14 protein-coding genes and 2 riboswitches are annotated in these 12,951 nt (G+C 72.0%); of the genes, 6 read left to right on the forward strand and 8 right to left on the reverse strand.

Annotation, left to right across the window (positions count from 1 at the left end; all coding sequences use genetic code 11):
- Window positions 1–16: 16 nt before the first annotated feature.
- The 5 genes from mobA to ACQ3I4_RS10915 all read right to left on the reverse strand — a co-directional run bounded on the left by mobA (window position 17) and on the right by ACQ3I4_RS10915 (window position 4,742).
- Complete coding sequence (gene mobA, locus ACQ3I4_RS10895) at window positions 17–724, reverse strand: molybdenum cofactor guanylyltransferase (protein WP_329863165.1); 708 nt, start codon at window positions 722–724, stop codon at window positions 17–19.
- A complete protein-coding gene (locus ACQ3I4_RS10900) occupies window positions 721–1,221 on the reverse strand; it encodes an HNH endonuclease (protein ID WP_329863167.1) in 501 nt (166 codons plus the stop codon). The genes mobA and ACQ3I4_RS10900 overlap by 4 nt, the downstream gene beginning before the upstream one ends.
- A gap of 290 nt (window positions 1,222–1,511) precedes the next feature.
- Window positions 1,512–2,408, reverse strand: a complete 897-nt coding sequence (locus ACQ3I4_RS10905; RefSeq protein WP_329863169.1) for a C40 family peptidase — start codon at window positions 2,406–2,408, stop codon at window positions 1,512–1,514.
- A 4-nt stretch (window positions 2,409–2,412) separates the two neighbouring features.
- Window positions 2,413–2,580: riboswitch (cyclic di-AMP (ydaO/yuaA leader) on the reverse strand.
- Between the two features lie 138 nt (window positions 2,581–2,718).
- Complete coding sequence (locus ACQ3I4_RS10910) at window positions 2,719–3,675, reverse strand: M23 family metallopeptidase (RefSeq protein ID WP_329863171.1); 957 nt, start codon at window positions 3,673–3,675, stop codon at window positions 2,719–2,721.
- A 2-nt stretch (window positions 3,676–3,677) separates the two neighbouring features.
- Window positions 3,678–3,874, reverse strand: a riboswitch (cyclic di-AMP (ydaO/yuaA leader).
- A gap of 172 nt (window positions 3,875–4,046) precedes the next feature.
- Complete coding sequence (locus ACQ3I4_RS10915) at window positions 4,047–4,742, reverse strand: metal-dependent transcriptional regulator (protein WP_329863173.1); 696 nt, start codon at window positions 4,740–4,742, stop codon at window positions 4,047–4,049.
- A 183-nt stretch (window positions 4,743–4,925) separates the two neighbouring features.
- Here ACQ3I4_RS10915 and serC point away from each other — a divergent pair, with 183 nt between their 5' ends.
- A complete protein-coding gene (gene serC / locus ACQ3I4_RS10920) occupies window positions 4,926–6,047 on the forward strand; it encodes a phosphoserine transaminase (RefSeq protein WP_430633532.1) in 1,122 nt (373 codons plus the stop codon).
- A gap of 109 nt (window positions 6,048–6,156) precedes the next feature.
- Here serC and ACQ3I4_RS10925 read toward each other — a convergent pair whose 3' ends face one another.
- Window positions 6,157–6,609 (reverse strand): DUF3027 domain-containing protein, encoded by a 453-nt coding sequence (locus tag ACQ3I4_RS10925; protein WP_329863176.1) that lies wholly within the window; start codon window positions 6,607–6,609, stop codon window positions 6,157–6,159.
- A gap of 4 nt (window positions 6,610–6,613) precedes the next feature.
- The gene (locus tag ACQ3I4_RS10930) at window positions 6,614–6,997 is read right to left on the reverse strand and encodes a cold-shock protein (RefSeq protein WP_329863178.1); all 384 of its coding nucleotides are present in this window, start codon (window positions 6,995–6,997) and stop codon (window positions 6,614–6,616) included.
- Window positions 6,998–7,208: 211 nt separating this feature from the next.
- Here ACQ3I4_RS10930 and ACQ3I4_RS10935 point away from each other — a divergent pair, with 211 nt between their 5' ends.
- The 5 genes from ACQ3I4_RS10935 (at window position 7,209) to ACQ3I4_RS10955 (ending at window position 11,136) form a co-directional block, all read left to right on the forward strand.
- Window positions 7,209–7,433: a hypothetical protein gene (locus tag ACQ3I4_RS10935; protein WP_430633533.1), complete on the forward strand. Its 225-nt coding sequence runs from the start codon at window positions 7,209–7,211 to the stop codon at window positions 7,431–7,433.
- Between the two features lie 102 nt (window positions 7,434–7,535).
- Complete coding sequence (locus tag ACQ3I4_RS10940) at window positions 7,536–8,246, forward strand: response regulator transcription factor (protein ID WP_430633534.1); 711 nt, start codon at window positions 7,536–7,538, stop codon at window positions 8,244–8,246.
- Between the two features lie 13 nt (window positions 8,247–8,259).
- Window positions 8,260–9,774, forward strand: coding sequence for an ATP-binding protein (locus ACQ3I4_RS10945; RefSeq protein WP_430633535.1), 1,515 nt, complete (start codon window positions 8,260–8,262; stop codon window positions 9,772–9,774).
- Between the two features lie 111 nt (window positions 9,775–9,885).
- Window positions 9,886–10,176 carry a WXG100 family type VII secretion target gene (locus ACQ3I4_RS10950; RefSeq protein ID WP_329863184.1) on the forward strand — a complete coding sequence of 97 codons (291 nt, stop codon included), beginning with the start codon at window positions 9,886–9,888 and terminating at the stop codon, window positions 10,174–10,176.
- Between the two features lie 57 nt (window positions 10,177–10,233).
- Window positions 10,234–11,136: a DUF4031 domain-containing protein gene (locus ACQ3I4_RS10955; protein WP_430633536.1), complete on the forward strand. Its 903-nt coding sequence runs from the start codon at window positions 10,234–10,236 to the stop codon at window positions 11,134–11,136.
- 77 nt (window positions 11,137–11,213) lie between these two features.
- Here the strand turns inward: ACQ3I4_RS10955 and groL are convergent, their stop codons facing one another.
- Window positions 11,214–12,839 (reverse strand): chaperonin GroEL, encoded by a 1,626-nt coding sequence (groL, locus tag ACQ3I4_RS10960; protein ID WP_329863498.1) that lies wholly within the window; start codon window positions 12,837–12,839, stop codon window positions 11,214–11,216.
- Between the last annotated feature and the right edge of the window lie 112 nt (window positions 12,840–12,951).

Genomic DNA, 12,951 nt, shown 5'->3' on the forward strand with positions numbered 1-12,951 from the left:
GCGGCCGGCGCCGCTCCTAGCTTCCTGGCCGGCCGATGCCCGCCCGGCCGGCGTCCGCCCACGTGTCGACGTCGTCGAAGACGAGGTCCTCGAGGGGAAGACGCACCAACTGCAGACTAGCAAGCAGACGCATCATCGAGGAGTCGGCGAGGCCGCCGGCCGAGGCCTCGGCCGCCTCCACGGCGGCGGCGAGCGCCCCCGTCGCGACCGAGCAGCTCAGGGTCTGCAGCCGCCCGCCCGCGTCAACGGGCACCCACGCGGCGCCCGCGCCTGGCCCGTCGCGCAGCGCCTCCCCGGCGGCGCGCACGACCGCGGCGACGGCGGGGCCCGGCTCCACGAGGTCCGCGGCCAGCACGACGACGAACGGCGGCATCCCCGCGTGGGCGGCGGCCGCGGAAGCGGCCTCGGCGCGGGGCTCCTCGCCGTAGACGCCGGGCGCCTCCTGCAGCGCGCGCAGTCCCGCCGCGACGGCCGCCGCGGGTCCCGCGTACGGAGGGTGCTCGCGGGTCAGGACCACGAGCTGGTCCACGCCGGACTCCTCGACGTAGGCGGAGACCACGCCCTTCAGTCCGGCCGGCCCGACGACCGCCACGCGCTCCGCTCCGGAGACCGCCGCGAGGGCGTGCTCCAGGAGGGTACGGCCGGCATGGACCAGGAGAGGCTTCTCGGCGCCGCCGAGCCGGCTCCCCCGGCCGCCGGCCAGGACGATCGCCCCGTAGCTCATGCCGCGGAGCTGGAGAGGAACTCGCTCCAGGCCGGCGCCGGGCGTTCCAGCTCGGTGATGTACCACTGGGCGCCGCGCGGCGCCCGCGGCGTGATCCGCAGCTTCCAGCCCAGCTGGCGGAGCGTGCGGTTGCCCTTGGCCGAGTTGCACGCGAGGCAGCAGGCCACGAGGTTCTCCCACGTGTCCGCTCCCCCGCGCGAGCGCGGTTGCACGTGGTCCACCGTCGTGGCGTGGCGGCCGCAATAGGCGCAGGCGTGTCCGTCGCGGCGCAGGACCCCGCGGCGGCTCACGGAGGCGGCGCCGCGGTAGGGGACGTTGATGTACCTGTTCAGGAGGATCACGGACGGGCGGCCGATCACCTGGCGGGGCCCCACCACGGGGTCGTCGTCGTCCTGGGCGAGGACGCTCGCCTTGCCCGTGAGCACCAAGAGCAGCGCCCTGCGGAAGGTGACTACCGCGAGCGGTTCGTATCCAGCGTTCAGTACCAGGGTTCGCATGAGCGTTCCTCGTTGTCCTGACAGGGCCGCGGGCCCGGTGAAGCGTTCCTCGCGGCGTTCAGCGTGGGGCTTTCGATTCCTAGCGTAAACCGAGCTCGGGGCCGGCGGTGTGCCCTGGGCCACGCGCCGGGGCGTGTCGGGGCGTGAATTCGCCGGTTCTTCACGCCGGCCGCACTGGGATTTCACCGGGGTCGGGCGGGCGCAGTGGCCCCGAACGCCGCAAGGCCCCTCCGGAGCGGAGGGGCCTTGCGGGAAGAGGCCGGACGCGACGCGTCCGGAAGCGGCGGGTGTTAGCCGCGCAGCGTGTAGTAGCCGTAGAGCGGGCCGTACGGGCTGTTCGCCGGACGCAGGACCGTGCCGACGGACGGGTTCTGGGCGCCGATGATCTGGCCGTTGCCCAAGTAGATGCCGGCGTGGCCGCCGCCGTTCTGGAACACCAGGTCGCCCGGCTTCGGGTTGCTGGTGCGCACGAACTGGCCGGAGCCGAGGATCGCGGAGGTGCCGCGGGCGATGTTGATGCCGTGCTGGGCGTAGACGTACTTGATGAAGCCGGAGCAGTCCCAGCCCGACGGGGTGGAGCCGCCCCAGACGTAGGGGGCGCCGAGGTACTGGCGGGCGGTCGCGGCGATGCCGGTGAGGCCCGCGCTCGGAGCGGAGGCAGCGGCCTCGGCCTTCGCGGGGGCTGCGGCCGCCGTGGTGGCGGTCGAGGACGTGGTCGTCGAGGCGGCGGTGCTGCGGGTGGTGGCCGCGGCGGATGCGCCGGAGTTCACGTTGGCACGCGTGGTGGCGGCGTAACGGGCCTCGCCGGACTGCGACTGGACCGTGTTGGACACGGCCACGACGACGGGCTCGGGCTCGGGGGCCGGCTTGGAGGTGATCTCCGCGCGCTTGACCTCGAACTTGGCCTCGGTCTTCGCGGGAACGGTGACGGCCTTGACGGCGACGCGCTCGGCGGAGAGGGTCTCCGCGGACAGTGCGCCGGCGGGAACCGCTGCGGCCTCGCGGACGGTGGGGGTGGCCTGGGCGGGGACGCCCAGGGTCAGGACCAGGCCGGAAGCGGCAGCGATGACGGCTGCCTGGCGGCCCACGGAGCCGGCGTTGGACGCAACGGCCTTCGAGATGGATTCCAGCGGATTGGTGCGAACAGGAGTCGCGCGGTGGCGACCCAGGGCTTGGCGCTTGGACACGTTGTTTACCTCTCCCAATGCCTGCGAGGTGAGCTGTCGGATTCGAGTGGGAGTCACTCGGCGTCCAACCGGTGGAACCGGTCTGGGCGCTTAACCCCAAGGATCCTTGCGGACCCGTAAGTTGGTTCCCCCGCCACTGCCATGCGATCTTTGCGAACGGACCTCGGTCAGTGGCAGTGTTCGGCACTCTGCCCGAGGGTGTCGGACCTAGGACCGGTCCGGCACTTGATCAACGATATATGAAATGTTTGTCAATGTCACGTTCAGGTCACGGAATGATATTTTTCCGGTGACGTCGGACGTCCGGCCCCTACAGCCAGCCCGCGGGATCAACCGCCGTGCCGTCCACGAGGACCTCGAAATGCAGGTGGCAGCCGGTCGAGTTCCCGGTGGTTCCGCTGAGCGAGACGACCTCGCCGCGCTCGACCTTCTGGCCCACCGCCACCCGCAGGCTCGTGTTGTGGTTGTAGGTCGTCTCCAGGCCGTTGCCGTGGTCGATGCGGACGCGGTTGCCCGAGTGGCCGGCCCAGCCGGCCTGGACCACGGTTCCCGCGGCGGAGGCCTTCACCGGGGTTCCGCACTGGATCCCGTAGTCCTGCCCGATGTGGTTCACGAGGCCGTAGCCGGTCACGGGATTCACGCGCGTCCCGAAGCGGGAGGTGATACGCACCTGGTCGAGCGGCTGCGCGAGGATGCCGCCCGTCTCCACGGCCGTGACGTCGCCGCCGGAGGCCGACATGAGGTAGTCGAGCTGGTCGTCCTTGCTGAAGGAGCTGGTCAGCTTGGTGCGGACGATCTCGTAGTCGTCGTTGCCGGGAACGCTGACGTCGGAGACGGCGCTGCCGGCGTGGGCGACGCGCTCGTCCGGCGCCGGGACGGCCGCGGAATCCGGGTAGACCGCGGCGAGGGCGAGCCCGGACACGGCGGCGACGGCTGCGAGGGAGTGTCCGACGACGGCGCGGCGCCGGGGGCGTTCTCCGGCGGCCGCCGGGGCGCGGTCCTCGAGGAAGACGGGGCGGCGGTCGCCTCGGAGATCCCCGACGGCAGCGGACACGGGGGCGGGAGCGGGGGCAAGCGCTGCCGCGACGGGCGCCGGGACGGGAGCGGCGGACGGCTGGGGGCCGGTGGGCTCGACGAGCTCGGGGGTCGCGCCATAGCGCATGCCCACCGCGTAGCGGCGGCCGGCGTACGGCCCGGCCGGCTCCTCGGCGGGCGGGGGGACGGGGCGCAGCGCGCTGCGTCGTCCGCTGATCTTCTGCTCGGTCAATCGACACCTCTCATCGCGCCTGCGAAGTTAGCTGTCGGATTCGGGCATGAGACGCGCCCGGCCGGGTCTTGCTGACAAGGAACCGGCTTCACCCCGAGGCGGCCGGGGAACGGCCGCCGGAAAAGGTTGGGTCCTCCACCCCCGCCGGTTCTTCGATGAACGGGCCCGGTCCGCCAGCGGGGTTCGGCGATTCGGATCGGGCGGATCGGACGAGTCCGATCCGTTACCCACGATACCCGAGCGTATACAAAGTAACAATTTCGTGATCTTTGCCTGTGGACGGCCCGCATCGGCCCGGGAACGCCGAAGGGGCGGTCCGGCCGTCGGGCCCGGGACCGCCCCCTCGCTGCGCGGCGTCGGCCGCGGGAGTCCTAGTTCGCGCGGTCCACGAAGACGTGGGCGCTGACCTCCGAGGGGAGCTCGAGCGCGCCCTCGATGCCCTCGACCCGGACGACGACGTACTCGCCGGCGCGCTCGAGCGTCACGACCGCGCCGGGTCGGATGCCGCCCTCGTCCAGCTGGCCCAACAGCACCGGGTCGACCTGGATGGTCTCGGCGAGGCGCTGGATGCGGACCGGGCCCGTATTGCCGTCGACGACCGCGTGGTCCAGGTTCTGCACTCCTGCCGCGAAGCCGACGGCCTCCGTGCCTCCGAGCCCGGACAGGCCGGGGATCGGGTTGCCGTACGGCGAGTCCGTCGGGTGCCCCAGCAGTTCGTAGATGCGCCGCTCGACGCGCTCGCTCATGACGTGTTCCCAGCGGCACGCCTCGTCGTGGACGTACTCCCATTCGAGGCCGATGACGTCGGAGAGCAGCCGTTCGGCGAGGCGGTGCTTGCGCATGACCTCCGTCGCCAGCTGCCGTCCCGCGTCAGTCAGCTCCAGGTGGCGGTCCTCGGAGACCACGACGAGTCCGTCGCGCTCCATCCTGGCGATCGTCTGCGAGACGGTGGGACCCGAGTGGCCGAGGCGCTCGGCGATGCGGGCGCGCAAGGGGGTGATCTCTTCTTCCTCGAGTTCCAGGATGGTCCTCAAGTACATCTCGGTGGTATCGATCAAGTCCGTCACGAAAGGGGCTCCTGTGGGCTCGCTGGGTGGAAGAGGGAACCAGTGGTCACAACTCTACCCGGGTTAACAATCTCCTCCCGGTTCTGGATTCCCTCCAGCGTGCGCGACCACGGAACCCGGACGGCGGCCGCGCGGCCGCCACCTCCTCGAACCGTTCCCCGACCCCAGAACGCAGGAGCCCAGATGAGCAAGCCCCCCGTCATTCCCGAACACCTGCTGCCGCAGGACGGCCGCTTCGGCGCCGGCCCGTCCAAGGTGCGCGCCGCGCAGCTCGACGCCCTGGCCGCGGCGGGTCCGGCCCTCCTGGGCACCTCCCACCGCCAGGCTCCCGTGAAGAACCTCGTGAAGTCGGTGCAGGAGGGCCTCGCCGAGTTCTTCGGCGCGCCTCAGGGCTACGAGGTGGTCCTCGGCGTCGGCGGCTCGACCGCGTTCTGGGACATCGCGTCGTTCGGGCTCGTCGAGCGCAAGGCGCAGCACCTCTCCTTCGGCGAGTTCGGATCGAAGTTCGCCGCCGCGACGGACAAGGCCCCCTTCCTCGAGGCCTCCTCCATCCTCAAGGCCGAGCCCGGCACGCGCCCCGAGCCCGCCGCCGAGTCCGGGGTGGACGTCTACGCGTGGCCGCAGAACGAGACCTCGACCGGCGTCGCGGCCCCCGTGCGCCGGGTCGACGGAGTCGACGAGGGCTCCCTCGTCCTCGTCGACGCGACCTCCGCCGCCGGCGGACTCGACGTCGACGTGGCCCAGTCCGACGTCTACTACTTCGCCCCGCAGAAGAACTTCGCCTCCGACGGCGGACTGTGGCTCGCCCTCTTCTCCCCCGCCGCGATCGAGCGGGCCGACCGGATCGCGGCCTCGGGCCGCTGGGTGCCGGACTTCCTGAATCTCAAGACGGCGATCGACAACTCGCGCCTGAACCAGACCTACAACACGCCGAGCCTGTCCACCCTGGTCACGCTCAATGCGCAGGTCGAGTGGCTCAACTCCCACGGCGGCCTGTCCTGGGCCGCTGCGCGGACCGCCGATTCCGCGGGCCGCGTCTACGCGTGGGCCGAGGCGTCCAGCGTGGCGACCCCCTACGTCGTGCGGCCCGAAGACCGCTCCAACGTCATCGCGACGATCGACTTCGACGACTCGGTCGACGCCGCCGCGGTCGCCAAGGCGCTGCGCGCCAACGGGATCGTGGACACCGAGCCCTACCGCAAGCTCGGCCGCAACCAGCTGCGCATCGCCACGTTCGTGGCGATCGAGCCCGACGACGTCTCCGCGCTCACGGCGAGCATCGACTACGTGCTCGAGAACCTCTGACCCCTCCGCAAGCGCCAAGGGACCGCCCCCTCGAGGGGGCGGTCCCTTGGCTTTCCCAGGCCGTTCAGCGGGATCTGGGCCCCGGGCGGCCGCGCCTACCCGGCCGCGACTACCGGGCCGCGGCGGCCGGCGAGGACTCCGCGGAGGAGGCCCCGGCGTCGTCCTGCGCCTCCGCAGGGGAGGCACCGGCGTCGTCCCCGGAAGCGGCGGACTCCTGCTCGGCCTTCTCCTGGGCCGCCTGCTCGGCCAGCTCCTCCGGAGCCACGCGCTCGGACCAGGGGACCCAGTCCGGGGCGAGCAGGGCGCCGTCGCCGGGCAGCAGCCCCAGCTCGCACACCGTCGCCGTCTTCCCGCGCGGGACGCGGGCCAGGCTCACGTACCACTCCCAGCCGGCGTAGCCGTCGAGGACGGCGGCGAAGCGGTGCGTCACGAGGCGCTCGCCGTCCGCCGCGGCCCCGACGTGCTCCCCGAGCTGCGCGGCCGGAACGGACTCGAGCAGCGCCTCTCGGGCGGCATCGACCATGCCGGCCAGGGCCGCGTCCAACTTCGGGGTGCGTGCCATGGGCCTAGGCCTCCAGGTCGTCGGCGACGGCCCGGAGCACGGCCGCGATCTTCGCGCCGCGCTGCTTCTCCGGGTAGCGGCCCTTGTGCAGGTCGTTGGAGACGCCGTCGAGCCACTTGATCAGGTCCTCGATGAGCACCGCGGTCTCCTCGGCCGGGCGGCGCTTGGCCCGGACGACGGAAGGAGCCGACTCGACGACGCGGGCCGAGAGCGCCTGCGCCCCCTTGCGGCCCTGGGCGATGCCGAACTCCATGCGGGTCCCCGGGCGCACCTCGGTGACGCCGCGCGGCAGCGCGGTGCTGGGCAGGTGGACGGACTCGCCGTCGTCCGTCACCAGGAAGCCGAAGCCCTTGTTGGCGTCGAAGAACTTAACCTTGCCGAATGGCACGTCTCTCTACCTCGTTCTCACATCGGGTGGGCCGGGGCCGTGGGCCGGGCCGCCACCTCAAGCTGGGTTTCCCGGAAGGCGCCGGCGCCGCCATGCGGGCGTGCGCGCTCCCGGGGAAGTCTCTCCATCTAGGGTACGCCACGGCCCGTCCGGCCACGGACCCCGCGGCCCCGCGCTTGGTGGGCTTCCCGCCCGCTGTTAATGTGGGGGCGTGAACTCCAAGCAACCCTCCGCCCTGCGCCGCGCCCTTCCCGTCGCCGCGGCGGTCGTCGCCGTCGTCTCCCTGGGCAGCATGGCCGCGATCCTGGGGCTGTATGCCGCGGGGCAGCCCGGGGTCCCGGCACTGTTCGCGATCGGGCTCTTCGGGCTGCCGCTCGCCTTCGTCCTGCTCGTGGCCCACGTCCTGCTCGGCTGGCGGGAGCGCCGCCGGGCCTGAGCCCCGCACCCGGCGGTCCGTGCCCTTCGCCCCCCGCCCGGCGCCCCGCCGGGCACAGCGGACGTCCAGAAAACTCCCAGACTCCGGGGCCAGACTGGACCCATGCACTCCAAGAACCCCGAGGCCAAGCTGCTCGTCGTCGACGACGAACCCAACATCCGCGAGCTCCTGTCGACGTCCCTGCGCTTCGCGGGCTTCGAGGTGGTCGCGGCCGCGAACGGGCGCGAGGCGCTCGACGCCGTCGAACGCGAGCAGCCCGACCTCGCGGTCCTGGACGTCATGCTCCCGGACATGGACGGCTTCACCGTCACGCGCCGCCTGCGCGCCGCCGGGCGCCACTTCCCCGTGCTCTTCCTGACGGCCCGCGACGACACCGAGGACAAGATCACCGGCCTGACCGTGGGCGGCGACGACTACGTCACCAAGCCCTTCAGCCTCGACGAGGTCGTCGCCCGGATCCGGGCCGTGCTCCGGCGCACGCAGCCCCTCGACGGCAGCGAGGCCGTCATCCGGGTCGACGACCTCGAGCTCGACGACGACGCCCACGAGGTCCGCCGCGCCGGCGAGGTCGTGGACCTCTCGCCCACCGAGTTCAAGCTCCTGCGCTACCTGATGATGAACCCGAACCGGGTCCTGTCCAAGTCGCAGATCCTCGACCACGTCTGGGAGTACGACTTCAACGGCGACGCGTCGATCGTCGAGTCCTACATCTCCTATCTCCGGCGCAAGATCGACGCCCGTGACGAATGGCCGGCGATGATCCAGACCAAGCGCGGCGTGGGCTACCTCCTGCGCACCGCGGACCGGCGATAGGCGGCGCACCACCGTGCAAGGACTGACCCGGTTCCTGAGGAAGATCTCCCTGCGCACCAAGCTGGTCGCGCTGATGGCGGTCCTCATGGGCCTGGGCGTCGTCGCCACGGCCTACACCGCGGCCGTCTCGCTCAAGGTCACGCTCGTGGACCAGGTGGACACCGACCTGAAGTCGAATGCCTCGGCGATGTCCAACCTCATCTGGATCGTCTGGCGGGACAGCATCGACAACAGCGCCCAGGCCAACCGCAACTGGGCGAGCCTGGACCTGAACCGCTTCTACGGGACCCTCAGCGACGCCGACGGCGACGTCGTGCACACCCTCCCGCTCGTCGAAGGCGACGAACCGGTCCTGGACCCGGTGCCCATCGAGGACGTCGTCCTCCTCGAGGGCCGGCCGCAGACCGCGCCCGGCACTGCGCCGGGCTCCGACGGCTGGCGCGTCGTGCGGGCCCCCTTGGCGAGCGGCCAGGGCTACGTGACCGTGGGCCTGCCGCTCGAGGACGTCGAGGAGACCATCAAGAACGCCACGGTCCTGATGATCAGCAGCGGCATGGCCGCGACACTCGTCATGTCGCTCATCGCGTACGGGGTCACGGGCCGCACCTTCCGCCCCCTCGTGCGTGTCGAGCGCACGGCCGCGGCGATCGCGGCCGGGGACCTGTCCCGGCGCGTCGAGGAGTTCCCGCCCGACACCGAGGTGGGGCGCCTGTCGCGCTCGCTCAACGCGATGCTGACCCACATCGAGCACGCCTTCCGCGGCCGGGCGGCCTCGGAGCGCAAGATGCGGCGCTTCATCCAGGACGCCTCACACGAGCTGCGCACCCCGCTCGTGACCATCCAGGGGTACTCGGAGCTGTACCGGCACGGCGGGCTGCAGGACGACGAGCAGCTCACGAGCGCCATGTCGCGGATCGAGGGCGAGGCCAAGCGGATGGGCCAGCTCGTCGACGACCTGCTGACGCTGGCCCGGCTCGACGAGCACCGGCCGCTCGAACGGCGTCCCGTGGACCTGCTCCTGCTCGCGGGCGACGCCGTCGAGGACGCCCGCGTCGGCGCGCCGGACCGCTCCGTGAGGCTCGTCGGGATCGACGGCGGCCCACCGCGCCCGTCGCCGACGAGCGGAGACGAGGCCAAGCTGCGCCAGGTCGTGGCCAATCTGATGACCAACGCCCTGCGCTACACCCCCGCCGGGAGCCCGCTCGAGGTCGCCGTGGGCGTCCTGCCCGTGATCGACGGGAGATCCGACGCCGTGCTCGAGGTCCGCGACCACGGCCCCGGCATCTCGGAGGAGGACGCGGCCCGGGTCTTCGAACGCTTCTACCGGGCGGACAGCTCGCGACAGCGCGAGACGGGCGGGACGGGCCTGGGCCTGGCCATCGTGGCCGCCATCGCGGCGCAGCACGACGGCTCCGTCCGCCTCACGGAAACGCCCGGGGGCGGGGCGACGATGTCGATCCACTTGCCGTTCGTCGCCGCCGATTCCCCCTCACACGCCCATGCCGCGGACGGGTTTTCCACAGACTAGCGCCGTCCCGCCCACGCGGACCCCGGGGCTCCTAGGCTCGGAAGCAGGCACCGCCCGGTGCCGCCGGCCGCGGGACGCACCGCCGGCCGGCGTCGAGAGCAAGGGGAAACCATGGGCAACTTCGCCGCCAACACCACCGAGATGCGCAACAAGGCCCTGGCCGTCCAGGGGACCATCGAACGCCTCCGCGCTGAGGTCAACACCATGCAGGGCAGCCTGCGCGAGCTGGAGTCGACGTGGCAGGGCGCCGCGGCCGCGAACTTCCAGTCCGTGATCGCCGATTGGCGGGCCACCCAGCTCAAGGTGGAGGAGTCGCTCACGGGCATCAACACCGCCCTGGCGCGCGCCTCGCAGCAGTACGACGACGCAGAGGCCGCCAACGCGAGCATGTTCACCTACTAGCCGCGCTTCCGCCGCGGCCGCCCGTTCCCGGCCGCGGCGGGGACTACTCTGGCCTCCATGGCCATCCTGATCGATCCGCCCCTCTGGCCCGCCCACGGGACGATGTTCTCCCACCTCGTCTCCGACGCGTCCCTCGAGGAGCTGCATGCCTTCGCGCTGGCGGCCGGCCTGCCCGAGCGCGCGTTCGACCGCGACCACTACGACGTCCCCGAGCGGCGCCACGCGGGGCTCGTGGAGCTCGGCGCCGTGCCGGTGACGGCCACGGAACTCGTGCGCCGCCTCGTGCGCAGCGGCCTGCGGGTCCCGGCCCGCCAGCGTCCCGAGAGGCTGGATCCGGTGTTGCTGGACCACTGGGAGCGGCTCCTGCCCGGCGGGAGCGGCGTCGGGGAACAACTGCTGGGACGCTGGGCCGAGCCCCACCGCCACTACCACGACCGCACCCACCTGATGTCCGTGCTGCGCGGCATCGAGCGGCTTGCCGGCGCCGGCGAGCCCGAGGGCCCCTTCCCGCGCGCCGTCCGGCTCGCGGCCTGGTTCCACGATGCCGTCTACGAGGGCGTCCCGGGCCGGGACGAGGAGGACTCGGCCGACCTGGCCGCGCAGCTGCTCGGCGGGGCCGGCCTCCCGGCGCGCGAGGTCGAGGAGACGGCGCGCCTCGTGCGTGCCACGGCCTCCCACCGGCCGGAGGCGGACGACGCCGCCGCCCGCCTGCTGTGCGACGCCGACCTCGAGGTCCTGGGGCGGGATCCGGCGGCCTACCTGCGCTATGCCGACGCCGTGCGCCGGGACTACGCCCACGTCGAGGACGCCGCGTTCCGCACCGGCCGGGCCGCCGTCCTGCGCACGCTCCTGGCGGCGCCCACCCTGTACTCCACGCCGAGCGCACGCCGGTGGTGGGAGTCCGCGGCGCGCCGGAACCTTGCCGACGAGCTCCGCCGCCTCGAGGCGCCGGCCGGCTGAAGGATTAAACGGCCGCGCCGCAGCCCCCGTGGAAGGGGACCGCGGCGCGGCACTGGTCTGCGCGGGGCGCGGACGGGCTAGAAGCCGCCCATGCCGCCCATCTCGTCGCCACCCGGGGCCGGAGCGGCCTTCTCCGGCTTGTCGGCGACGACGGCCTCGGTGGTGAGGAACAGGCCGGCGATCGACGCGGCGTTCTGCAGCGCGGAGCGCGTGACCTTCACCGGGTCGTTCACGCCGGCGGCGAGCAGGTCCTCGTAGACGCCGGTGGCGGCGTTGAGGCCGTGGCCGGCCTCGAGGCCCTTCACCTTGTCGGCGACGACGCCCGGCTCCAGGCCGGCGTTGAAGGCGATCTGCTTCAGCGGGGCCTCGATGGCGACCTTGACGATGTTCGCGCCCGTGGCCTCGTCGCCCTCGACGGCGAGCTTGGCGAAGGCACGCTCGCCGGCCTGGATGAGGGCCACACCGCCACCGGCGACGATGCCCTCCTCCACGGCGGCCTTGGCGTTGCGCACGGCGTCCTCGATGCGGTGCTTGCGCTCCTTGAGCTCGACCTCCGTCGCGGCACCGGCCTTGATGACGGCGACGCCGCCGGCCAGCTTGGCGAGGCGCTCCTGCAGCTTCTCGCGGTCGTAGTCGGAATCGGAGTTCTCGATCTCGGCGCGGATCTGGCTGACGCGGCCCGCGATCTCCTCGGCGTTGCCGGCACCCTCGACGATGGTGGTCTCGTCCTTGGTCACGACGACCTTGCGGGCCTGGCCCAGGAGGTCCAGGGTGGCGGTCTCGAGCTTGAGGCCGACCTCCTCGGAGATGACCTGGCCGCCCGTGAGGATGGCGATGTCGGCCAGCATGGCCTTGCGGCGGTCGCCGAAGCCCGGGGCCTTGACGGCGACGGACTTGAACAGGCCGCGGATCTTGTTCACGACGAGCGTGGCCAGGGCCTCGCCCTCGATGTCCTCGGCGATGATCAGCAGCGGCTTGCCGGACTGCATGACCTTCTCCAGGACCGCGACGAGGTCCTTCACGTTGGAGATCTTGGAGTTGACGATCAGGATGTACGGATCCTCGAGGACCGTCTCCTGGCGCTCGGCGTCGGTGACGAAGTAGGCCGAGATGTAGCCCTTGTCGAAGCGCATGCCCTCGGTGAGCTCGAGGTCCAGGCCGAAGGTGTTGGACTCCTCGACCGTGATGACGCCTTCCTTGCCGACCTTGTCCAGCGCCTCGGCGATGAGCTCGCCGATCTGGGTGTCGCCGGCGGAGATCGACGCGGTCGCGGCGATCTGCTCCTTGGTCTCGATCTCCTTGGCGGAGGAGAGCAGCTCGGCGGTGACGGCCTCGACGGCCTTCTCGATGCCGCGCTTGAGCGAGAGCGGATCGGCGCCGGCGGCGACGTTGCGGAGGCCTTCCTTGACGAGGGCCTGCGCGAGGACGGTGGCGGTGGTCGTGCCGTCGCCCGCGACGTCGTCGGTCTTCTTGGCGACCTCCTTCACGAGCTCCGCGCCGATCTTCTCGTACGGGTCCTCGAGCTCGATCTCCTTGGCGATGGAGACGCCGTCGTTGGTGATCGTGGGGGCGCCCCACTTCTTCTCCAGGACGACGTTGCGGCCGCGCGGGCCCAGGGTCACCTTCACGGCGTCGGCCAGGGTGTTCAGGCCGCGCTCGAGGCCGCGGCGTGCTTCCTCGTCAAATGCAATCAACTTGGCCATGGTGGCTTGTGGTCCTTTCGGGACGGTCATGCGTGTGGGTGGACCTGAGGCAGCGCCCGCGACGGACGGAGACCGGCTGGCGTCATCCGGACGCCGCCCCGTCTCCTCGCTG

The organism is Zafaria sp. Z1313 (assembly GCF_050563205.1).
Taxonomy (GTDB): Bacteria; Actinomycetota; Actinomycetes; order Actinomycetales; family Micrococcaceae; genus JAZDCJ01.

Excerpts from the sequence above, each read along its gene's own strand:
- mobA (WP_329863165.1), bottom strand. The coding sequence starts at position 724 with ATGAGCTACGGGGCGATCGTCCTGGCCGGCGGCCGGGGGAGCCGGCTC.
- ACQ3I4_RS10900 (WP_329863167.1), bottom strand. The coding sequence starts at position 1,221 with ATGCGAACCCTGGTACTGAACGCTGGATACGAACCGCTCGCGGTAGTC.
- serC (WP_430633532.1), top strand. The coding sequence starts at position 4,926 with ATGAGCAAGCCCCCCGTCATTCCCGAACACCTGCTGCCGCAGGACGGC.
- ACQ3I4_RS10925 (WP_329863176.1), bottom strand. The coding sequence starts at position 6,609 with ATGGCACGCACCCCGAAGTTGGACGCGGCCCTGGCCGGCATGGTCGAT.
- ACQ3I4_RS10940 (WP_430633534.1), top strand. The coding sequence starts at position 7,536 with ATGCACTCCAAGAACCCCGAGGCCAAGCTGCTCGTCGTCGACGACGAA.
- ACQ3I4_RS10950 (WP_329863184.1), top strand. The coding sequence starts at position 9,886 with ATGGGCAACTTCGCCGCCAACACCACCGAGATGCGCAACAAGGCCCTG.
- ACQ3I4_RS10955 (WP_430633536.1), top strand. The coding sequence starts at position 10,234 with ATGGCCATCCTGATCGATCCGCCCCTCTGGCCCGCCCACGGGACGATG.
- groL (WP_329863498.1), bottom strand. The coding sequence starts at position 12,839 with ATGGCCAAGTTGATTGCATTTGACGAGGAAGCACGCCGCGGCCTCGAG.